Below are 22,283 nucleotides of genomic sequence, written 5' to 3'. Positions count from 1 at the left end.
GTTGCAGTGAAAGTCGTCGCAGGTTCACTTCAGTACAGGACGGCCTTGGCCTCGGGCGACTGCAGGTTGGCCTTGCTGACCCACACGACACCGGTGTCGCGGAACTTGGACACGGGCTTCTTCTGCAGCACGTCGGACACGGTCTTCACGCCGAGGTAGCCCATCTGGAAGGAGCTCTGCACCGCGATGCCCGCGAGCGTGCCGTCCTGGACGAATTTCTGCAGGTCCTGGTTGCCGTCGAAACCGATCGCGACCAGCTTGCCCGCGCGGCCGCTCTGCACCAGGGCGCGGCCCATGCCGACGGCAGTGGGCTCGTTGGCGCCGAAGATGGCCTTGAGGTCGCGATGGGCAGCCAGCACGTCGGTGGTCTGGTTCATGGCGGTCGCCATCTGCGACTGGGAATAGAAGGGCCCGACGATCTCGAGCTTGGAGTTCGCCTTCAGATAGCTCGTGAAGGCGCCCACGCGGCCGACCTCGGAGCCTGCGCCCGCCACGAAAGACATGACGGCCACCTTGCCGGTGGTGCCGATCTTGTCGATCAGCTGCTTGGCACAGAGTTCGCCAGCGGCGCGGTTGTCCGTTGTCAGGAAGGATTGGTAGTAGGGTTTGCCGGCCTCGGACACATGGGAGTCGATCAGCACGACCGGGATGCGCGCTTCCCAGGCCTTCTTGATGACCGGTACCAGCGCGTCGGGGTCCGAGGGGGCCAGCACGATGCCGGCGACACGCCGGTTGATCGCGTTCTCGACGAGGTTGACCTGGTCGGCTATTGCCGATTCGCTGGCCGGCCCGGAGAAGGTCAGCGTGTGGCCTGGAATTTCCTTGATGGCGGTCTCGGATCCCTTGTTGACGTTTTGCCAGTAGGTCGAGTTGGTCGTCTTGACGATGACGGCGATCTCGCCGGCCTGGGCTGCGGCACCGAGCAGGGCCAGGCAGGCGCTCATGAGCGCGTGGATCAAATGGCGGGGCATGGAATGTTTCCTGGGGATGGAACCGGTCTTCAACGCCGGTTGCGGAGTTGGTCGATCCAGACGGTGACGAGGATGACCAGGCCGATGATGATTTGCTGCGTGAAGGACGAGACGCCGTTCATGTTCAGCCCGTTGCGCAGGATGCCGATGACGAACGCGCCGATGAGCGTGCCGGAGATCGTGCCGACGCCGCCGAGCAGCGAAGTGCCGCCGATGACGGCCGCCGCGATGGCGTCAAGCTCGTACATGACGCCCTCGTTGGGTTGCGCGGTGACGAGGCGGGACATCAGCACGCAGCCGCACAGGCCTGCCAGCGCGCCCGAAGCCACGTAGGCGAACATCGCGACGCGCCCGACATTCACACCCGACAGCCGCGCCGCCTCGCTGTTGGAACCCACCGCGTGCAAATGCCGCCCGAGCGTGGTGCGCCGGAGCAGGATGCCGGCGGCGATGGCCAGCGCGATCATCAGCAGCACGGGATAGGGGATGCCGGGAAAGACGACGTCGGGGAAGCCCTGTTCGTCGATCTTCTCGATGCGCCACAGCGCGCCGTTGCCGAGCGCGCCGAAGGCCTCGCCCAGGCCCGAGATGGCTCGCGCGTCAGTGAGCTGCAGCGCGACACCGCGCGCCACCAGCATCATGCCCAGCGTGGCGATGAAGGGTGGCAGCCGCAGCCGCGTCACGCACAGGCCGTTGATGGCACCGCACAGCGCGCCGACGACGACGCCCAGGACCATGGCGGGCGCCACCGGCATGCCGCTCTTGACCAGCATGCCCGCCACCACGCCCGACAGGGCCAGCACCGAGCCGACGGACAGGTCGATGCCACCGGTCAGGATCACCAGCGTCGCGCCGATGCCCAGGTAGACGATGGTGGTCACCTGCAGCGACACCGTCATCGCGTTGCCGACCGAGAAGAAGGCGTCGCTCGTCAGCGAGAAGACGAGCATCAGGATGAGGAGGCCCGCCAGCGCGGCGAATTTCTGGATCAGGTCTTTTCGGCGGTCGTTCATGTAGTCGGTTCAAGGAGGGCCGCACTGCGCATGGCCGGCTCGGAGGAGCCGACCGAGGCATGGTGAATGACGTCGTGCTGGCTGCACTGGCGGGTCTCCAGCATGCTCGCGAGCTGGCCCTGGCGGAACACGGCGACGCGGTCGCTCATGCCGAGGACTTCGGGCAGCTCCGAGCTGATCAGCACGACGCCGACGCCCTCGGCCGCCAACCGGTCCATCAGCGCGTAGATGGCGTACTTGGCGCCCACGTCGATGCCGCGCGTCGGTTCGTCGAAGAGGATGACCCGGGCCTGGCGGAACAGCCATTTGGCGATGACCACCTTCTGCTGGTTGCCGCCCGACAGCAGCCGGGCGATCTGGTCCGGCGACGGTGTGCGGATGGCCAGCTCGGCGATGTAGCGCTCGGCGGTGCTGCGTTCGCCGGCCGCGTCGATGAAGCCCAGGCCACTGGCCAGCGCGCCCAGGTTGGCCAGCGTGATGTTGTGGGCCACGCTCATCTTCACCGCCAGCCCGTGGGCCTTGCGGTCTTCCGAGACATAGGCGATGCCTGCGGCGATGGCATCGCGCGGCGAGCGGATGTCCAGCCGCTCGCCGGCCAGTTCAACCTCGCCACCGTCGACCGCATCGGCGCCGAACAGCGCGCGCGCAACCTCGGTGCGGCCGGCGCCCACCAGGCCGGCGAAGCCGAGGATCTCGCCGCGCCGCAAATCGAAGTTCAGTGGCCCGAAGACGCCCTCGCGCCGCAGGCCGCGCACACACAGCAGCACTTCGGAGGAAGGCTGCCGCGTCGCCGGCGGGAATTGCTGGTTCAACTCGCGGCCCACCATCAAGCTGACGATCTCGTCGATGGAGGTCTCGGCCCAGAGGCGCGTCGCGATGTAGTGGCCGTCGCGCAGCACGGTGACCCGGTCGACGATCACATCCAGCTCGTCGAGCCGGTGCGAGATGTAGACGATGCCCACGCCTTCGCGCTTGAGGTCTTGCACGACGTTGAGCAAGCGCGTCGCGTCGGCCTCGCCCAGCGAGGAGGTGGGCTCGTCCATGATGAGCAGCCGCGCCTGCATCGACAGGGCCTTGGCGATTTCGACCATCTGCTGCTGGGCGATGGACAGGGTCGAAACCTCGGCGTCGGGATCGATATCCACGCCCAGGCGCTGCAGGCAGGTGCGAGCCCCTTCGCGCTGCCGGGCGCTATCGACGAACCAGCCGCGGCGCGGCTCGCGGCCGAGCCAGATGTTTTCGGCCACCGTCAGGTGGGGCACCAGGTTGAGCTCCTGGTGAATCATGACGATGCCCAGGGCCTGCGCATGGTGCAGCCCCTGAATGCGCACAGGCTCGCCATCGATGTGGATCTCGCCTTCGTCGGGGGTGTAGACGCCGCTGAGGATCTTCATCAGCGTCGACTTGCCGGCGCCGTTCTCGCCGCAGATCGCATGCACTTCACCGCCGCGCACGTCCAGCGCCACGCCCGACAGGGCGGTGACGTTGTCGAAGCGTTTGCAGACGCCCTGCATGCTGAGCAGGGGCGAGGGCGGCGAGGAAGCGGAGAGCGCGGGCATCGCGGCGGGAGGGCGCGTTGGAATGGCAAAGTTTGCGGTCTTGCCACTTTGCCATAAGTTTGTTATTTGGTCAGACCAGTGCTTACCCGTGGTCGTGACGCTGGGGAAGGATCGTCTCTTTGGTGCTGTTTGGTCTTACCAAAACTTCGTTCCGGCGAAAAAACCCGCGTCCAGCATGGATGCCTGAACGCCCGATTTTCAGCGGTATCGGTTCAGCACTGACGCCAGCGAGCCGTCCACCATCATCCGGTCGATGGCCTTGTTCAGCGGCTGCAGCAGCGCCGGCTTGCCGGGTGTCAGCGCGCAGCCCAACTGGTAGTGCTCGACTTCGAGGATCTCACGCAGTCCGGCCTCCGGGTTGAGCCTGACGTAGTAGGCCAGCGCGGCGCGATCCGTGACCGCGTAGCGCACACGGCCGAAAGCCAGCCGGCGCAGGTTGGTCTCGGCATCGGCAACGTCTTCCCGCCGGATCTGCTGCCGGAATGCCGAGACGAGGGCGGGATAGTGGTAGCCCAGGACCGTACCCAGCGGCTCGTCCGCCAGCGTCTGGAGCTGCGCCACGGCGGGGGCGTTCGCGCCCGCCGCGATGATCCCCGTGCCCGACAGGAAAAGACGCGTCCAGAGCAGCGTGCCCTCGAGCCACTCGGGTTTGACGTAGCACAGGAGATCGGCGGCCCCTGACGCCACGGCGGGGCCTGCGCGCTTGCTGGGCAGCGGCACGAACACCGGCTTGAGGCCCAGGCGCTGCGCCAGCAGTTCGCCGAGTTCCTTGAGCACGCCGTCGACAGGCTTGTCCTCTGCCATCCTGAGCATGGGCATGGATTGGCTGGTCGGCGCGACGATGCGCAGCGACTGCGGCTCGGCGGCCTGCGCGGCCGGGTGCGCTGCCAGCAGTGCCAGGATCAGCGTCCACCGCTGCCATCGCCGCTTCGGCGCGTCGACGTGGAGAGCGGCTTGCTGCGTCATGGCATCACCGGGCTGGCCGGCGTCAGCCGCCCTTGCGGCGGTTGTAGACGTCGAAGACCACGGCGGCCAGCAGCACGACGCCCTTGATGACCTGTTGCCATTCGATGCCCACGCCGAGGATGGACATGCCGTTGTTCATCACGCCCATGATGAAGGCGCCGATGACCGCGCCGAGCACCTTGCCGACGCCGCCCGACGCCGAGGCCCCGCCGATGAAGCAGGCGGCAATCACGTCGAGTTCGAAGCCCAGGCCCGCCTTGGGCGTGGCCGTGTTGAGGCGGGCCGCGAAGACCAGGCCGGCGAGCGCCGCCATGACGCCCATGTTGGCGAAGCACAGCAGCGTCAGCTTCTCCGTCGGCACGCCGGACAGCCGCGCGGCGCGTTCGTTGCCGCCGAGGGCGTAGACGCGCCGGCCGAGCGTCGTGCGCTGGGTCAGGAAGACGTAGGCGCCGATCAGGGCACCCATCAGCAGCAACACGTTGGGCAGGCCCTTGTACGAAGCCAGCAGCCACACCAGCGCAGCCAGGGCGAACGACTGGGCCAGCAGCCGCAGGCTGAACAGCGCCGCCGGCTCCGGTGCCGCGCCGCGCGCTTCGGACTTGCCGCGCGCGGCCAGCTCCCGCCAGGCCAGCCAGGCCACCAGGCCGAAGCCGATGACGAGCGCGCTGAGGTGGTGCTCCTCGCCCCCTGGCCAGTCGGGCAGGAAGCCGCTGCTGAGGAGCTGGAAGGTGTCCGGGAAGGGGCCTACGGACTGGCCGCCCAGCAGTGCCAGCGCCAGGCCCTTGAACACCAGCATGCCGGCCAGGGTGACGATGAACGAGGGGATCTTCAAATAGGCGACGAACCAGCCTTGCAGAGCGCCGATGAGCGCGCCGGCGACCAGGCAAACGGCGGCGGATGGCAGCACCGGCCAACCCCGCTCGACCATCAGGATGGCCGCCAGGGCGCCGATGAAGCCACAGATGGAACCCACCGACAGGTCGATGTGGCCGGCGACGATGACGAGCAGCATGCCGAGGGCCATGACCACGATGTAGCTGTTCTGCAGGAACAGGTTGGTCAGGTTCAGCGGCTGCAGCAGGGTGCCGTCGGTGAGCACCTGGAAGAACCCCATGATGCAGACCAGCGACAGCAGCATGCCGTAGTCGCGCAGATGCGATGCGAGGAAGTTGCGCAGGGACGAAGAAGGCATGGCGATGGTTTTCAATGGGTGCCCACGAGGGCGTGCATGACGGTTTCCTGGGTGGCGCCGGCGGCCGGCATCTCGGCCACCAGCTCACCCTCGTTCATCAGGTAGAGGCGGTCGCACATGCCCAGCAGTTCGGGCAGCTCGGACGAAATCATCAGGATCGAGCGCCCCTGGGCGGCCAGGCTGGCGATCAGGCTGTAGATCTCGAACTTGGCGCCGACGTCGATGCCGCGGGTGGGCTCATCCAGGATGAGCAGTTGAGGGTCGGTGAACAGCCACTTGGCCAGGACGACCTTCTGCTGGTTCCCGCCCGAAAGGTCGCCGACGGGCTGCTGGACGCTCGCGCAGCGGGTGGCCAGGCGCTGCCGGAAGTCATTCGCCACCGCATTGTCCCGGGCCTCGTCGATGACGCCAAAGCGGGAGATGCCTTCGAGCCGGCACAGGCTGGTGTTGCGGGCAATGCTCTCCCGCAGCACCAGCCCCAGGGCCTTGCGGTCCTCGGTGACATAGGCCAGGCCGGACTTGATGGCCCGCCGGACGGTCGAGACGTCGACCTGCTGACCGCCCATCCAGGCGGAGCCGCGGATGCGCCGCCCCCAGGAGCGGCCGAACACGCTCATCGCCAGCTCCGTCCGCCCGGCGCCCATCAGGCCGGCGATGCCGACGATCTCGCCGCGGCGCACGTTCAGGTTGACGCCCTTGATGGCTTCGCGGCCGACGTGAAGCGGGTGCTCGACCCACCAGTCGCGCAACTCGAACAGGATCTCGCCAGGATTGGGCTGCCGCTTGGGATAGCGATCCTGCATGTCCCGCCCGACCATGGCGCGAACGATGGCGGCTTCCTCCGGCGGTGCTTCGCTGCAGTCCATCGTGGCGGTGGTCGAGCCGTCGCGCAGCACGGTGATGGCATCGGCCACTTCCGCGATCTCGTTGAGCTTGTGGGAGATCAGCACGCAACTGACGCCGTTGCCGCGCAGCCGTTTCAGCAGGTCGAGCAGGGCGGCGCTGTCGTCCTCGTTGAGGCTGGCCGTGGGCTCGTCGAGGATCAGCAGCTTCACGTCCTTGGCGAGCGCCTTGGCAATCTCCACGAGCTGCTGCTTGCCGACGCCGATGTCCTTCACCAGCGTATTCGGAGACTCTTGAAGGCCGACCCGATGCAGCAGCTCGACGGCCTGGTCGTGGGTGCGAGCCCAATCGATCACGCCGCGCCGGGCGCGTTCGTGCCCGAGGAAGAGGTTCTCGGCGATGGAGAGTTGCGGAATCAACGCCAGCTCCTGGTGGATGATGACGATGCCGAGCGCCTCGCTCTGCCGTATGCCGGAGAAGTGCTGCGGCTCCCCGGCGAACCGGATCTCGCCTTCGTAGTCCGGGTGCGGATAGACCCCCGAGAGGATCTTCATCAACGTGGACTTGCCGGCGCCGTTCTCGCCGACCACCGCGTGGATCTGCCCATGCTGGACAACCAGGTCGACGTGCCGGAGGGCGACCAGGCCATGGAACTTCTTGCCGATCCCGCGCATCTCCAGCAGCGGGGCGGGCTGATTGTCTAAGGTTGCCACGTCAGCTGCCCCTTGAGGGCTGGGCGGGCCGAGCGCCGGGCCGCTCCCAAGCCGGCCCGCACTGGCGATGTGCTTGCGGTTCGACGCCGCAAGCATCGCCGTCCCCGCGGGGGACCGACCAGACTCGCTCGCGTTCAGCGACGCGAGGTTGGGCGAGGGGCAGTTTCACTTCAGCTGCCCTTCCTTGTAGTAGCCGCTGTCGACGAGCACCGGCTTCCAATTCGTCGCGTCGACCGCCACGGGCTTGAGCAGATACGAGGGCACCACCTTGACGCCGTTGTTGTAGGTCTTGGTGTCGTTCACCTGCGGTGTGCGACCGCTGAGCACCGCATCGACGAGGTCGGCCGTGACCTTGGCCAACTGGCGGGTGTCCTTGAAGACGGTGGAGGCCTGGTCGCCGCGCAGGATGGCCTTGACCGACGGCAGGTCGGCGTCCTGTCCCGTGATGACCGGCATCGGCTGGCTCGGCGTCCCGTAGCCCACGCCCTTCAGCGAAGAGATGATGCCGATCGACAGGATGTCTGCAGGCGACAGGACCGCGTGCAGCTTGTCCTTGCCGTAGAAGGCCGACATCAGGTTGTCCATGCGCGCCTGGGCGGTGGCGGTGTCCCAGCGCAGGATGCCCACCTTCATGGCGCCCAGCTGCTTGCTGCGCACGACGAGCTTGCCGCCATCCAGATAGGGCTTCAGCACGCTCATGGCGCCGTCGTAGAAGAAGCCCGAATTGTTGTCATCGGGCGAGCCGGCGAACACCTCCAGGTTGAAGGGCCCCTTGCCCTGCTTCAGCCCGAGCCGGTTGACGATGGACTCGGCCTGCAGCACGCCGACCTGGAAGTTGTCGAACGTGGCGTAGTAGTCGACGTTCTTCGAGCCGCGGATCAGCCGGTCGTAGGCGACGACCTTGATGCCCTTCTCGGCGGCCTTCTGCAACACGCCGGACAGCGTGGTGCCGTCGATGGACGCGATCACCAGGGCCTTGGAACCCTTGGTGACCATGTTCTCCAGCTGCGCGAGCTGGTTCGGGATCTCGTCATCGGCGTACTGCAGGTCGACCTGGTAGCCCAGCGCCTTGAGGCTCTTGACCATGTTGTCGCCGTCGGCGATCCAGCGCTGGGAGCTCTTGGTGGGCATCGCGATGCCGATGGTGCCCTTGCCTTGTGCCAGCGCGGCGGCACAGGGTGCGAGCGTCAGCAAGACGCTCAGTCCGAGAAAGGTGATGCGGCGCATGTTGTCTCCGTGTTGTGTTTGGGTGCGACGGTCTGCTCAGCGAAAGATTCGCTGCGCGAAGTGATGGAGGTTTTCTGCCCAGCTCTCGCGGTCGTGCGCATGGGCATCGACGTGCCAGATGTGCGGGATGCCGCCGTCACGCAGTGCGCGGTGCAGCGCCTGCGAGACGCTGATCAGCCCGTCCTGGCGACCGCAGGACAGGTACAGCAGCTTCAGCTGGCGGCGCGCGCTGTCCGCGTCGGGCAGCAGTTCGGCGGCGGGTTTCGTGTTCGGTGCGGACGAGAAGCCACCGACCCAGCCAAAGGTGTCGAGGTGGATCAGTCCGATGTTCAAGGCCTGGCCGCCGCCCATGGAAAGGCCCGCAATGGCGCGGTGTGGTGCATCAGCGAGCGTTGAATACCTGCCATCGACTGCAGGGATCAGCGAGCGCAGCAGATCGGCCTCGAAGCTTGAGAAGGCGGCGATGTGCCCGGGCGTGAACGTCTGGTCCGGCGGCGGCGGACCGTCATCGGCGCGGGCCCGGCCGTTGGGCATGACGACGATCATGGGCTCGGCCGCGCCCGATGCGATCAGCTTGTCGAGGACGACGGTGGCGCGAACGTAGCCGCTCCACTCGTGCTGGTTGCCGCCGATGCCGTGCAACAGGTAGAGGACGGGATAGCGACGATCCGAGGCATAGCCGGCCGGCAGGTAGACCACCGCCTTGCGCCGGGTCTGCGTGACGGCCGACTCGTAGCTGAATTCCTGCGTCTGGCCATGGCGGATGTCCGGGCTCTCGTCTGCGAAACCCTTCGGCGGTGCGGCGAACGCCGGCACGTCGTCAGACGCCAGCACCACGGCCCGGTTGAGGTTGGCGCGGGCTTCCTTCGTGCCCGCGGCCGGCTCGCCCTGCGCATTGACGGTGGCTGCAACGATTGCCAGGCAGACGGAGGCCACCAGCCTGGCGAAGCACTGACGCGCGGCGGCAACGTGGGGCGCTGTCAAGCGCCCACCTTTTTCAGGCTCAACAGCACGACGTCATGGCTGCGCAGCTTCACGTTCAGCGTGACTGTGCCGGCTGCGCCGACCACCAGCTCGCGTTGCAGCTCGGGCTTGTCCGTCGTCAGGCCTTGCAGCGTGGCGAGCTGCTTGGCATCCAGGTTCTTGGGCGAGCCCATCTTCAGATAGGCGGTGTGGGCGTCGTTGATCTCGTAGCCGGTGCGGCGCTGTGTGAGCGTGTAGCGGCCGGGCGGCAAATGGCGCAACTCGATGGTGGTGGTGCCCGCGTCCCTGGCCGGCTGCGGCTTGCTGAAGAAGCTGCGGTTGCTGGCCTTCTGGTCCGGGAGTCGCCAGTTCCACACCAGGGCCTGGACCTGCTCGCCATTCGTCGCGGCCCAGCTGAATTCGTCGCTGCTGGGGATCTCCTTGCCATCCAGCCGGGCCAGGGCGGCGAGGTATTTGTAGGCGAACCACACGGGCTTCCTCACGCCTTCGCGCGTCATCATGCCGAAGCCGCCGTGGAAGGGCGCGTCCGGCGGGCCGGGTTCCTCGAACAAGTCGCTGTAGACCCAATAGCTCATGTGCTGGGCCAGGCCTTGCGTCTGCTTGAGCTTGGTGAGCACATAGGGCGCGCTCATGTAGCTGTCGTGCACGAGGTCGCGTGGGTTGTAGCTGCTGCTCCATTCGGTGAAGAACAGCGGCAGGCCCGGCAGGTGCGAGGCCTCGATCTCCTTGCGCACGCGCCGCACGTCGCCCACGATGGCGTCGGGCGACTTGGACAGCACGCGGTCCTCCTTGCCGAACTCGTCCAGGTAGCCTTCATCCACGCCGTAGGTGTGCGTCGTGACGAAGTCCACCGGCGTGCCGGTCGCCTTCGCATGCGCGAGGAACTCGGGCACCCACCAGGCGCCGGCGGTGGCCGGTCCACCCACGCGCAATTGCGCGTCGATGCCCTTCATGGTCTTGGCCGTGCGGGTGTAGAGGTCGAAGTAGGCTTGCCTGTCGGCCTTCTCCCAGAAGCCATCGAGATTGGGTTCGTTCCAGACTTCGAAGTACCAGCTGCGCACCTCCTTCTCGCCATAGCGCTGCAGCAGGTGGCGCGTGAAGGCGTCGATCAGCGCGACCCAACCGGTGGGCTCGGGGTGGGAGGTGTTGCCGGCCCAGTAGAAGACCTTCAAGTCCGACGTCTTCAACGCCAGCGGCGTGAAGCCCAGCTCGACGAAGGGCTTGATGCGGCGCGCCAGCATCGCGTCGTAGAGCTTGTCGATGTTGGTGAAGTCGAAGACGAGGTTGCCTGCGGCATCGCGCGTCACCGTCTTGAAGACGTCGTGGAAGATGGCGTGGAAGCGCAGGTAGCGGAAACCCAGCTCGTCGACGGTTGTCTTCAGCTGTGCGAGTGCGTCTTCGCGGTAGGTCGTGCCGGGGTAGTCAGCGCCGACGCAGTGGTCGAAAAAGCGGTCCAGCGGCTGCTTCGCTTCGGCCAGGTCGAGCACGATGCGGCGCTGCTGCGGCGCAGCGAATGATGCGGTGGTCATGAGCGGCAGGGCAGCAGCAGCCAGCATCTGGCGGCGGCGCAGGGAGCGGAGCGAAGTCACGTCGTGAGTCCTCTGTAGACAAAGTTGCGGGCGCACGTCGCCGGCATCGGCGCGGCGCTTGCCGGCCTGGCAGCGGCCTTCATTTTTTGCACAACTCGCTGATGGCGTTCGGCGCGGTGGCGGTGATCAGGCCCAGCCGATAGGGCAGCTCGATGTATTCGTACTTCTTGTTCTTTTCCATGTCCAGGCCTTGGTACAGGAATTTCAGCGGCTGGCAGGGGTCGATGCTCAGCGTTTGGTCGACCCCATCGCGGATCAGTTCGCCATGGGACACGCCTTCGGACCAGATCCGGCCGTTGAACTTGACGTTCTCTGTGCCGGCAAACATGTTCATCGGGGCGCCGGGAACGGGTTGCCACTTCCCGTCCAGGCGATCGGCTGTCCAGGCCCGGAAATACCTGCCCTTGGACCCCATCGCCTCGATCAACGTCAAGTACTGGTTCGTGCCAGCAATCTTGTAGGTGTTGCTCGCTTCGAACATGTCATCGCGCTTCTCTTCCATGACGACGACGGGCTCGGAGAAGCCCTGAGGGAAGCGCTCCATCGTCGTCTCGCCGCGGTAAAAGCTGCCGTTGTCGCCAGTGAAGAAGAGATAGCACTTCTTGTCGTCGCAGATGTTCCAGAAGTCCAGCCAGGACGCATTGCCCTTGGCGTCTTTGACGCTTGCCGGGATGGTCGGGTAGAAGGGCTTCGGTGCTGTCCACGACAGGGGATCGGCGATGTTGCTGGTCGTGGAATACAGCGGGTCGCCGCCCTGGTAGATCAGATACCAAAGCTTCTGCGGCGCGAAGTAAAAGACCTGGGGTGCTGCGCGATAGCCGGGCCCGATGGGGGACTTTTCGAGCATGAACTGAGGGGCGTTGGGGGCCTCCTCCCAGTTCGCAAAGCTCGTGTAGGCCATGCCCCAGCCGTTCTTCCCGGCCGTGGTCATGAAGACGTGATAGCGGGCGTCGTGGTAGACGATGGTCGGATCCTTGACGCCAAAGATGTTCTTCGCGTCGGCGGGCGGCCTGATCAGCGGCTCGCTGGATTTCCATTCGAAAGGCTGGGCCGGCTTCGCGGGTTCTGCAGCATGAGCGAGGGTGCTCAATGTCAGGCAGGATGCAAACCAGAGTGCGTTGAAACCGTCAAAGGAAGACTTGGGGTGGCGCATGATTTCTGCGATGGATGTTTCAGGGGAATCGGTGCGTGACAGCGTCATACCTGCCCCCGGGTGGCTTCGAGCTCGCCGCGGATCTGCAGCATGCGTCGCTCGGTCAACTCAAAGCGGGCGAGCGAGATCAGCGCCAGCACCAGGCCGATGACCGGAACGCCCGACAGAAGAAGGCGCATCGTGAAGATCGCCTGTGGGTCCTGCACCGCCTGCTTGGCATCGAAACCGGTGAACTGCAGGATCCAGCCCGAGGCGCCCACGCCCAGGGCGATGCCGAACTTGGAGATCCACGACTGGCAGGCCGAGAACGAGCCCTCGCGGCGCTGGCCCGTTTGCAGTTCGTCATAGTCGACGATGTCGCCCAGCGTGGAGCCATAGATCATCCAGAAGCCCGCGCCGGTGAAGGCGACCAGGCCGCAGGCGAAGAGCTGCAGGTAGGGCCGCGCTGGGTCGTACAGCCACCAATCGCCGATGAAGGCGCAGATGGCCAGGCTCAGCGCAGTGGCCATCGCCACATGCTTGCCCTTGCGACGCGCGAGCATCGCGAAGAACGGAATGCCCGCGAAGCCGAAGACCGTGCCTGACACGCCCATGGCGGTGTTCCACTTCGCGCCCAGCGCGATGTCGCCCTGGCAGACGTAGTAGGCCGTGGTGTAGTACCCGAGCGTCGACACCATGGCCGTGCCGATGCCATAGGCCAGCATCATGCCGAGAACGCGGCGGAAGGGTTTGCAGCGCAGCGTGCGCCACAGCGTGTCGGCAAACGGGATGTGGGTCTGCGTGCGCGAGACCAGCTTCTCGTAGTAGCGCTCGCGCACCATCAGGAAGATGGCAATGGACACCGCCACCATGACGGCGCCGAGGATGGCGCTGTAGGTCTGCGCGCCGCGCAGGATGTCGGGCTTGCCGTTGGCGCCGTTGAAGATCGCCAGCGTCGTGAACTGCGCGGCATAGAACATCCCCAGCTCGGGCACCTTCTGGATGACGGCGCGGACAGCCATCACGGACGTGCGCTCGTGGTAGTCCGGCGTCATCTCCGCGCCCAGGCTGTTCCAGGGCATGTTGAAGCAACTCATGATGGGCACGTAGATCACCGTGCTGACCAGCATGAAGATGAAGTACTGCGTGTCCGTCCAGCCCCTGCCCACCGCGAACATCAGCGGCAGGCCGATGCCAGCGAGCACGCCGCCGACGAGGATGAAAGGCCGCCGGCGGCCGTAGCGCGTGCGCGTGTTGTCCGAGATCCAGCCAAAGACCGCGTCCGACCCCGCGTCGATGAAGATCTTGATCATCTGCACCGTGGAGATCAGGCCGGGTGCGACACCGAGGAAGATGTTGAAGACCTGGAAGGCCAGCGACGGGTAGAGCCAGTGGCCCCACATGTCGAGGAAGGCGCCCAGACCGAAGCCGATCTTCTGGCGCATCGGCAGGCGGTCGACCGACGGTGGCACGACGCGGTCGAGGTGAAGGGTGCTGGCGTTCACAGGATCTTTCTGGCCTTGATGACTTCGGCGTAATAGAGCGCCGACAGTTTTGCGGTGCGCACCTGGGTCTCGTAATCGCAGTGCACGATGCCGAAGCGCCGCTGGTAGCCGTCTTCCCACTCGTAGTTGTCGATGAAGCTCCACAGGAAGTAGCCGTGCAGCGGCACGCCGTCGCCGATGGCGCGATGAGCTTCGCGCAGGTGGTTGCGCAGGAAGTCGCGGCGGTGCAGGTCCAGCACCTCGCCGTTCACCACCGGCTCATCGTTGTAGCCGCAGCCGTTCTCGGTGATGTAGAGCGACTGGTGACCGTAGCACTCGGCGGCGAAGCGCGTGGCCCAGTAGATGGACTGCGGCACCAGGCGCAGCCAGGGGCTGTCGGCGCGGGGGTAGTTGATCGGGGGCGGCAGGGCCTCGTAGGCCGCGCCGGTCTTGCTGGCGCGCACATAGGTGCCCGTGTAGATGTTCAGGCCGAGGTGGTCGGTGGGCAGGCTGATGAGGTCGAAGTCGCCGGGCTCGACCTTGGGGGCGTCGGCGCCCGCGCGGGCCAGGTACTCGGCCGGGTACTGGCCCGCATGCATCGCGCCCAGCACATGAGCATTCATCTCCAGGAACCAGGCCTTGGCGGCGGCGATGTCCGCGGGCGTCTCGGTGACAGGGATGCAGACGTCCAGGTTGTCGGTCAGGCCGACGACCGCACCGGCACCGCCGAACTCGCGCACCGCACGCACGCCGTGGCCGTGGCACAGCAGCGCGTGGTGGAAGGTCTGGTTGACGACGGCCGCGCTCTCCTTGCGACCCGGCGCCTTGGTGCCGAAGCCATAGGCCAGCTGCGTGAAGCAGCGGATCTCGTTCATCGTGATCCAGTGCTTCACTTCACCGGCGAAGGCCTTGACGACGGTGTCGGCATAGCGGCCGAAGGCGTCGACCGTCACGCGCGAGGTCCAGCCACCGCGGTCCTCCAGCGATTGAGGCAGGTCCCAGTGGAACAGCGTCACCCAGGGCTCGATGCCGTGCTTCTTCATGCTGGCGAAGAGGCGGTGATAGAAGTCCAGGCCTGCCTGGTTCAGCTCGCCGTCGCCGTTGGGGTAGATGCGCGGCCAGGCGAGCGACAGGCGGTAGTACTTCAGCCCCAGCGAGGCCATCAGCGCGAAGTCCTCGTCGAAGCGGTTGTAGTGGTCGCAGGCGACGTCCAGCGTGTCGCCGTCGTGGACCTTGCCGGGCTCGCGGCAGAAGCGGTCCCAGATGGATTCGCCCTTGCCGTCGGTGAAGGCGGCGCCCTCGATCTGGGGCGCTGCGGCGGCCACGCCGAAGATGAAGTCGGCGGGGAAGGGGCTGGAGTAGGTCAGTGCGGTCATGGCGTCCTGGGGCAGGGCGGCTGTGTCGCACTGGCTCAATCGAAAGAGCGGTACATCGGCTTTCATCACAGAGGCTTCAGCCGCAGAAGCGATTGACGAGGTTCTCGAAGACTTCCTGGCGGCCGGAGACCGGCGCGGCATCCGTGTTCGCAATGAGCACCTGCTCGGCCAGGTCGGTGAGCGTGCGGCGGCCTTGCAGGATGTCCTGGCCGGCGCTCGTGTCCCAGCCGGCGTAGCGGCTGTCGACGGCGGCCTTCAGGCGGCCGTCGTTGATCATCTTCTCGGCGATCAGCAGGGCCTGGGCGCAGACGTCCATGCCGCCGATGTGGCCGTGGAAGAGGTCGGCCGCATCGATGGACTGGCGGCGCACCTTGGCGTCGAAGTTGAGGCCTCCGCTGCCGAGGCCACCAGCCTGCAGCACGTGGTATAGGGCCACGGCCGTCTCGGGCACGTTGTTGGGGAACTGGTCGGTGTCCCAGCCCAGCTGCGGATCGCCGCGGTTCATGTCCAGGCTGCCGAGGATGCCGAGAGAGCCGGCGGTGGCGATCTCATGCTCGAAGCTGTGGCCCGACAGCGTGGCGTGGTTGGCCTCGATGTTGACCTTGACCTCTTTCTCCAGGCCATAGCGCACCAGGAAGCCGTAGACGGTGGCGGTGTCGAAGTCGTACTGGTGCTTGGACGGCTCGCGCGGCTTGGGCTCGATGAGGATGGCGCCCTTGAAGCCGATCTTGTGCTTGTACTCAACCACCATGTTCAGGAAGCGGCCGAGCTGATCCATCTCCTGGCCCAGGCGCGTGTTCAGCAGCGTTTCGTACCCTTCGCGGCCGCCCCACAGCACGTAGTTYTCGCCGCCGAGCTTKWKSGTSGCGTCCATCGCGTCGCGCACCTGCAGGGCGGCCATGGCGAACAGCTCAGGGTTGGGGTTGCTGGCCGCACCGCTCATGAAGCGGCGGTGGCTGAACAGGTTGGCCGTGCCCCACAGCAGCTTCAAGCCGGTGGCCTGCTGCTTCTCGCCGAGCACGTCGACCATGCGCAGGAAGTTGTCGTGGCTCTCGCGCGGCGTTGCGCCTTCGGGGGCGACGTCGCGGTCGTGGAAGCAGTAGTAGGGAACACCGAGTTTGGCGAAGAACTCGAAGGCCGCGTCGGCCTTCAGCTTGGCCAGCTCCATCGGGCTGCCGCCTTGGAACCAGGGGCGCTCGAAGGTCGCGCCGCCGAAAGGATCGAGGCCGGTCCAGACGAAGTTGTGCCAGTAGCAGGCGGCGAAGCGCAGCTGCTCTTCCATGCGCTTGCCCAGCACGATGCGGTCCTTGTCGTAGTGCTTGAAGGACAGGTCGCTCTGGCTGTCGGCGCCCTCGTAGCGGATGGGGGCGATGTCGTGGAAATAGCTCGTCATGGTCAGAAGTCAGGCACCGCGCAGGCGGCGGTAGAGGTCACGGAAGCGCGCCAGGCGAGGAGCCAGGCGGGCATGGCGTTGGGGGTCGGGAGAGAAGAGGGCCGCAACGGGCGGCCGGGTGCAGACGGCGTTGACGTCGCCGCCTGCCGAGAGCCAGCCCAGGCGCGCCGCGCCGAGGGCGCCGCCGGCTTCGCTGCCGGTATGCAGCACGATGTCGACCTGAAGGGCGTCGGCGATCAGCTGGGCCCAGAAGAAGCTGCGCGAGCCACCGCCAACGAGAGACAGCTGGTGCACCTCCGTGCCCGCCTCGCGCAGCGCGGCCAGTCCGTCGGCCAGGCCGAAGGCCACGCCTTCCAGCACGGCATAGCTGCAGTCGGCGCGCGTGGTCTGCGCCTTCAGGCCGTGGAAGACGCCAGGGGCAAACGGGTCGTTGTGAGGTGTGCGCTCGCCAGCCAGATAGGGCAGGAAGATGGGCGCATTGACTGCGCTGTCATTTTGCGAAAGTTCGGCCAGCAATGTGGCCTCGTCGGCGCCGACGAGTTGGCAGAACCAGCGCAGGCAGCTCGCCGCCGACAGCATCACGCTCATCTGGTGCCAGCGCTCGGGCAGGGCATGGCAGAAGGCGTGCACAGCTGACGCCGGGTTGGGACGGTAGCGGTCGTTGACGACGAAGAGCACGCCCGAGGTGCCGAGGGAGATGAAGCCGTCGCCCGGCCGCGTGGCGCCAATGCCGATGGCGCTGGCGGCGTTGTCACCCGCACCCCCGGCGATGACGACCTCGGGGCCGAGGCCCCAGGCCTTGGTCAGTTCGGGCTTGAGCACGCCGCTCGCCTGATTGCTTTCGACCAGGCGCGGCATCTGCGCGCGCGTCAGGCCGCAGGCGGCCAGCAGCTCGTCGGACCAGTCGCGCCGCGCCACGTCCAGCCACAACGTGCCGGCCGCGTCGGACGGGTCGGACACCTTGTCGCCGCTGAGCTGCAGGCGCAGCCAATCCTTGGGCAGCAGCACGCTCTTCACGCGGGCGAACACCTCGGGCTCGTGCTTGCGCACCCACAGCAATTTGGGCGCCGTGAAGCCGGGCATGGCGAGGTTGCCGGCGATGTCGTGCAGGCGCGGCGCGGCGGCCGTCAGCTCCTCGCACTCGGCATGGCTGCGGCCGTCATTCCAGAGGATGGCGGGGCGCAGCACGGCGTCGGCCTCGTCGAGCAGGACTGCGCCATGCATCTGGCCGGAAAGGCCGATGCCGCGCACGGCGGCAAACTCGGCGGGATGTGCCGCGCGCAGCTTGGCGACTGCGGCCTCCGTCGCCTGCCACCAGGCGGTCGGGTCTTGTTCGGACCACAGCGGCTCGGGCGAAGACAAGGTCAGCGCGCTGCCCGCCGTGCCGACGATGTGGCCGCTGTCGTCAAGCAGCAGCAGCTTGACTTCGGAGGTGCCGAGATCGATGCCGAGGAACATCAGATGGCCTCCTCGGCGTCCGCCATCACCGCGCCGCTGTCGGACAGCGGCAGGGCGGGGCGGGTCAGGCGGTAGCGCGCCAGCGCCGCAGCACCGACGGCGACGGCATTGGCGCCGAACATCGACGTGCGCACCGTCGGCGGCGGCAGGCTGGCCGCCGCGGCGTAGTCCAGCAGCGTGTCCAGCGCCGGCTTCAGGAAGGGCTCGCCCAGCTCGACGACGCTGCCGCCCAGCACGATGCAGGCGGGGTCGTAGGCGGTGGCCAGGTTCTGCAGCAGCACGCCGAGATAGCGGCCGGCCGAGTGGACGGCCTTCATCGTCTCGGCGTCTGCGTCGACGAGATGGGCGCGCACCTCGGCCAGCGACCGCAGGGCCGCCTCGTCGCCACTGCCGTGCAGCATGGCGCGCGTCGCAATCAGTGCTTCGGCGCAACCACGGCGGCCGCAGGAACAGCGCGGGCCGTTGAGCTGCAGCACCATGTGGCCGACCTCGCCGGCGAAGCCGCGGTTGCCGGTCAGCAGGCGGTCGCCGACGATGACGCCGGCGCCCAGGCCCTGGTTGATGGAGACGTAGAGCAGCGGATCCGACGCGGGCGCGGGGTTGAACTCCATCTCGCCCAGGGCCGCCACATCGGCTTCGTTCTGTATGAAGAGGGGCACGCCGGCGAGCGAAGTGTCTTGCAGCTTTTCGCCGAGCAGGGCGCCGAAGGGGATATCGCGCCAGCCGAGGTTGGGGGCGAAGTGCAGCACGCCGCGGGCCTCGTTGACGCCGCCCGGCAGGCCGACGCCTATGCCCAGGATCTGCTGTCTGGCATCGAGCTGCCTGCGCAGCTTGAGCAGGGCCGTGGCGAGGCTGGTGATGCAGGCCTTGGCCGTGCGGCTGGCACCGTAGTTGGCCACCGTCCAGGCTTGCACGTCGCCGGTCAGCGAGGTGGCGACGACGCGCACGGATTCGATGCCGACCTCGGCGCCGAGCAGCAGCAGGCGGGTCGGGTCGATGAAGAGGGGCGTGGGGCGGCGGCCCAGGTCGCCGGTGGCGACGACCTCGCGTTCGATGAACCAGCCCTCACTGATCAGCTCGCGCGCCAGCATGCTGACGGTGGACTTGGTCAGGCCGACGGCCCCGGCCAGGTCGGCGCGCGACAGCCCCGGGTGGGCACAGAGGTGCCTGACCAGCGCCATGCGATTGATGACCTTGAGCAGCTGTTGGCTGCCTGCGGCTTCGGCCTGCATTTGTCTCCTAGAGATACCCATGCTTTGACGGGCTTGAGGCCATATTAGTTCGGCCATCGAACGAAGTAAATACGGTGTTGACCCCTATCGCGATCGGTCCCACCTCGCCGAAGATCGCGCCGCCCACCGGTTGCGCGGTGAGGCTCCATAAAAACTGGCCCGAGACAGCCAATGCCTGATTCCCCCATCCGCAAGATCGTCATCGTCGGCGGCGGCACCGCCGGCTGGATGGCCGCCGCGCCGCTGGCCCAGCGCTTTGCGCAGGCCGGCCGGGGTGCGTGCGAGATAGCTCTGGTGGAGTCGCCCGACATCGGCACCATCGGCGTCGGTGAGGCCACGCTGCCGCCCATTCGCGCCTACAACCGCACGTTGGGCCTGGACGGTGCCGACTTCGTCAAGAAGACCCAGGGCAGCTTCAAGCTTGGCATCGAGTTCCGCGACTGGGGCTGCGTCGGCCACCGCTTCTTCCATGGCTTCGGCGACTTCGGCCCGGCCATCGAGAACCGCTCGGCCTGGCAGCACTGGCTGCGCCTGTCCCGCATCACCGACGGGCTGCCCGGCTACGAGGACTGGTCGACGTCCACCGTTATGGCGCGGCAAAACCGCTTCACGCCACCCGAAGGCGGCGCGGCGTCGGCGGCCAATGCCTATTCCTTCGCCTATCACTTCGATGCCGGCCTCTACGCCGCCTACCTGCGTGAGTACGCGATGGCGCGCGGCACCCAGCGCGTCGAAGGGCTGATCGTCGATGTGGAGCTGCGGCCTGAGGACGGCTTCGTCGCGGCCGTCAAGCTGGCCGACGGCCGCCGCATTGACGGCGACCTTTTCATCGACTGCTCGGGTTTCCGCGCCCTGCTCATCGGCGGCGCCATGCAGTCGCCCTTCGAGGACTGGAGCGCGCTCCTGCCCTGCAACAGCGCCCAGGCCGTGCCCAGCGAGCGCGTCGAGCCGCTGACGCCCTACACGACGTCGACGGCCAAGGCGGCCGGCTGGCAATGGCGTATCCCGCTGCAGCACCGCACCGGCAATGGCCATGTCTACTGCAGCCACTTCATCAGCGACGACGAAGCCGCCAGCACGCTGCTCGCCGGCCTGGACAGCAAGGCCCTGGACACGCCGCGCCAGTTGCGCTTCACGACCGGCCGGCGCAAAGAGGGCTGGGTGAAGAACGTCGTCGCCATCGGCCTGGCCTCGGGCTTCCTGGAGCCGCTGGAGTCCACCAGCATCCAGCTCATCATGGACGGCGTTGGCCGCCTCATCCAGTTCTTCCCGGACAAGCAGTTCAAGCCGCATCTGGCCGCCGAGTTCAATCGCCTGATGGCACGCCAGTACGAGTCCATCCGCGACTTCATCGCTCTGCACTACAAGCTGACGGAGCGCCGCGACTCGGAGCTGTGGCGCTACTGCGCCGCCATGCCCATCCCGGACTCGTTGGCCCACCAGATCGAGCTCTTCCGCAGCGCCGCCCGCGTCGCCATCTACGACCCCGACGGCTTCTCTGAGCCGTCCTGGGTGTCCCTCTTCCTCGGCCTGGGACTGCAGCCGGAAAGCTACGACCCCTTCGTCGACCACATCGAACCCCAGGCCCTGCTGCAGCACTTCGCGCGCCTGCGCCAGGCCATCGCCCAGACCGCGTCCGGCATGCCGGACCACGCTGACTACATCCGCCGCCACGTGCAGGCGCCTTCCCACCCCTGACCCCCAGCAAAGACCCCGACCACCATGAAGTTCACTGACGGACAGTGGATGCTTCAGCCAGGCGTCGCCGCGCACTACGCGGCCGAGGCCTACGCCATTGAAGTCCACGAAGACCGCCTCGTCGTGCTCGCCACGACGCGCCCCATCAAGCACCGTGGCGACACGCTGCAAGGCCCCACGCTGACCGTCACGCTGAGCTCGCCGCTCGAAGGCGTCATCCGCGTCAGCRTCGAGCACTTCGCGGCGTCCAGCACGCCGCGCCTGCACATCCCCATGGTCGGTGCCGGCAAGCCCGCCGTGCAGATCGTCGATGGCGAGACAAAGGCCACGCTCACATCCGGCCCGATCTCGGTCGACGTGAAGAAGGGCGAGGGCTGGAGCCTGACCTTCCGCGAAGGCGAGCGCATCCTCACGAAGAGCGACTGGCGCGGCCTGGGCTATGTCCAGTGGGACCCCAAGGGCAACCATGTGCACGAGCAGCTGAGCCTGGCCGTCGGCGAGAACGTCTACGGCCTGGGCGAGCGCTTCACGCCCTGGGTCAAGAACGGCCAGATCGTCGAGAACACCAACAAGGATGGCGGCACGGCCTGCGAGCAGGCCTACAAGAACGTGCCCTTCTACCTGACCAACCGCGGCTACGGCGTGCTTGTCAACGAGGCCGGCCCGGTGTCCTTCGAGGTCGGCTCGGAGAAGGTCGCGCGCGTGCAGTTCAGCCGCGAGGGCGAGAGCCTGGACTACTGCGTCATCGCCGGCCCCACACCCAAGCAGGTTCTTGGCCGATTGACAGCGCTGACAGGCCGCGCCCCGCTGCCCCCGGCCTGGAGCTTCGGCCTGTGGTTGACGACCTCGTTCACGACCCAGTACGACGAGGCGACGGCCACGCATTTCATCGACGAGATGAAGCGGCGCGAGCTGCCGCTGTCGGTCTTCCACTTCGACTGCTTCTGGATGCGCGAATTCCAGTGGTGCGACTTCGAGTGGGACCGTCGCGGCTTCCCCGAGCCCGAGGCGATGCTGGAGCGCCTGCACGCCAAGGGCCTGAAGATCAGCTTGTGGATCAACCCCTACGTCGCGCAGAAGTCGCCGCTGTTTGCCGAAGGCGTGAAGCACGGCTACTTCATCAAGAGAAGCAACGGCCTGACCTTCCAGACCGACCAATGGCAGCCCGGCATGGCCATCGTGGACTTCACGAACCCGGCCGCCAAGGCCTGGTACCAGGGCCATCTGCGCCGCCTGCTGGCCACCGGCGCCGACTGCTTCAAGACCGACTTCGGCGAGCGCATCCCGAGCGAGGGCGTGACCTATTTCGACGGCTCCGACCCCGTCGAGATGCACAACCTCTACGCGCTGCAGTACAACCAGGCGGTGTTTGAGCTGCTGCAGGAAGTGCAGGGCAGCGATGCCATCGTCTTTGCCCGCTCGACCTATGCCTCGGGCCAGCGCTTCCCGGTGC

Annotated in this window: 17 protein-coding genes; 2 read left to right on the top strand and 15 right to left on the bottom strand. The window is 66.9% G+C overall.

The genetic code is table 11. The features are described from left to right. Positions 1-29 precede the first annotated feature (29 nt). The 15 genes from AC1DW3_RS09030 to AC1DW3_RS08960 all read right to left on the bottom strand — a co-directional run bounded on the left by AC1DW3_RS09030 (position 30) and on the right by AC1DW3_RS08960 (position 19,132). Entirely contained in the window at positions 30-971 is a 942-nt protein-coding gene (locus tag AC1DW3_RS09030) for a substrate-binding domain-containing protein (protein ID WP_477903883.1), read from the bottom strand. 29 nt (positions 972-1,000) lie between these two features. Continuing rightward, positions 1,001-1,984, bottom strand: a complete 984-nt coding sequence (locus tag AC1DW3_RS09025; protein WP_477930630.1) for an ABC transporter permease — start codon at positions 1,982-1,984, stop codon at positions 1,001-1,003. Further along, positions 1,981-3,543: a sugar ABC transporter ATP-binding protein gene (locus tag AC1DW3_RS09020; RefSeq protein WP_477930629.1), complete on the bottom strand. Its 1,563-nt coding sequence runs from the start codon at positions 3,541-3,543 to the stop codon at positions 1,981-1,983. Before AC1DW3_RS09020 ends, AC1DW3_RS09025 begins: the two co-directional genes overlap by 4 nt. A 198-nt stretch (positions 3,544-3,741) precedes the next feature. After that, positions 3,742-4,509 carry a substrate-binding periplasmic protein gene (locus tag AC1DW3_RS09015; protein ID WP_477930627.1) on the bottom strand — a complete coding sequence of 256 codons (768 nt, stop codon included), beginning with the start codon at positions 4,507-4,509 and terminating at the stop codon, positions 3,742-3,744. Positions 4,510-4,531: 22 nt separating this feature from the next. Further along, the gene (mmsB, locus tag AC1DW3_RS09010) at positions 4,532-5,701 is read right to left on the bottom strand and encodes a multiple monosaccharide ABC transporter permease (protein ID WP_477930625.1); all 1,170 of its coding nucleotides are present in this window, start codon (positions 5,699-5,701) and stop codon (positions 4,532-4,534) included. Between the two features lie 11 nt (positions 5,702-5,712). Beyond that, positions 5,713-7,218 (bottom strand): ATP-binding cassette domain-containing protein, encoded by a 1,506-nt coding sequence (locus AC1DW3_RS09005; protein ID WP_477930823.1) that lies wholly within the window; start codon positions 7,216-7,218, stop codon positions 5,713-5,715. A 204-nt stretch (positions 7,219-7,422) separates the two neighbouring features. Continuing rightward, complete coding sequence (chvE, locus tag AC1DW3_RS09000) at positions 7,423-8,484, bottom strand: multiple monosaccharide ABC transporter substrate-binding protein (protein WP_477903873.1); 1,062 nt, start codon at positions 8,482-8,484, stop codon at positions 7,423-7,425. Between the two features lie 36 nt (positions 8,485-8,520). Beyond that, the gene (locus AC1DW3_RS08995) at positions 8,521-9,468 is read right to left on the bottom strand and encodes an alpha/beta hydrolase (protein WP_477930623.1); all 948 of its coding nucleotides are present in this window, start codon (positions 9,466-9,468) and stop codon (positions 8,521-8,523) included. Beyond that, the gene (locus AC1DW3_RS08990) at positions 9,465-11,057 is read right to left on the bottom strand and encodes a GH39 family glycosyl hydrolase (RefSeq protein WP_477930621.1); all 1,593 of its coding nucleotides are present in this window, start codon (positions 11,055-11,057) and stop codon (positions 9,465-9,467) included. The genes AC1DW3_RS08995 and AC1DW3_RS08990 overlap by 4 nt, the downstream gene beginning before the upstream one ends. Positions 11,058-11,136: 79 nt before the next feature. Further along, entirely contained in the window at positions 11,137-12,258 is a 1,122-nt protein-coding gene (locus AC1DW3_RS08985) for a glycoside hydrolase family 62 protein (RefSeq protein ID WP_477930620.1), read from the bottom strand. Beyond that, a complete protein-coding gene (locus tag AC1DW3_RS08980; RefSeq protein ID WP_477930618.1) occupies positions 12,255-13,694 on the bottom strand; it encodes an MFS transporter in 1,440 nt (479 codons plus the stop codon). The genes AC1DW3_RS08985 and AC1DW3_RS08980 overlap by 4 nt, the downstream gene beginning before the upstream one ends. Further along, positions 13,691-15,115 carry a GH1 family beta-glucosidase gene (locus AC1DW3_RS08975; RefSeq protein WP_477930616.1) on the bottom strand — a complete coding sequence of 475 codons (1,425 nt, stop codon included), beginning with the start codon at positions 15,113-15,115 and terminating at the stop codon, positions 13,691-13,693. Before AC1DW3_RS08975 ends, AC1DW3_RS08980 begins: the two co-directional genes overlap by 4 nt. A 10-nt stretch (positions 15,116-15,125) precedes the next feature. Then, positions 15,126-16,442 carry a xylose isomerase gene (xylA, locus tag AC1DW3_RS08970; RefSeq protein ID WP_477930614.1) on the bottom strand — a complete coding sequence of 439 codons (1,317 nt, stop codon included), beginning with the start codon at positions 16,440-16,442 and terminating at the stop codon, positions 15,126-15,128. A 9-nt stretch (positions 16,443-16,451) separates the two neighbouring features. Continuing rightward, positions 16,452-17,900: a xylulokinase gene (xylB, locus tag AC1DW3_RS08965; protein WP_477930612.1), complete on the bottom strand. Its 1,449-nt coding sequence runs from the start codon at positions 17,898-17,900 to the stop codon at positions 16,452-16,454. Further along, positions 17,900-19,132, bottom strand: coding sequence for an ROK family protein (locus AC1DW3_RS08960; protein ID WP_477930610.1), 1,233 nt, complete (start codon positions 19,130-19,132; stop codon positions 17,900-17,902). The genes xylB and AC1DW3_RS08960 overlap by 1 nt, the downstream gene beginning before the upstream one ends. Before the next feature lie 171 nt (positions 19,133-19,303). Here AC1DW3_RS08960 and AC1DW3_RS08955 point away from each other — a divergent pair, with 171 nt between their 5' ends. Together AC1DW3_RS08955 and yicI are read left to right on the top strand one after the other, a co-directional pair. Further along, positions 19,304-20,830: a tryptophan halogenase family protein gene (locus tag AC1DW3_RS08955; protein ID WP_477930608.1), complete on the top strand. Its 1,527-nt coding sequence runs from the start codon at positions 19,304-19,306 to the stop codon at positions 20,828-20,830. 24 nt (positions 20,831-20,854) lie between these two features. Beyond that, positions 20,855-22,283, top strand: a 1,429-nt coding sequence (yicI, locus tag AC1DW3_RS08950; RefSeq protein ID WP_477930606.1) for an alpha-xylosidase, incomplete at its 3' end; no start/stop codon positions are given.

This window comes from Roseateles sp. P2_H4 (assembly GCF_056403315.1).
Note: the sequence above shows the minus strand (reverse complement) of the source record. Positions and strands in the feature narration are given on the sequence as shown.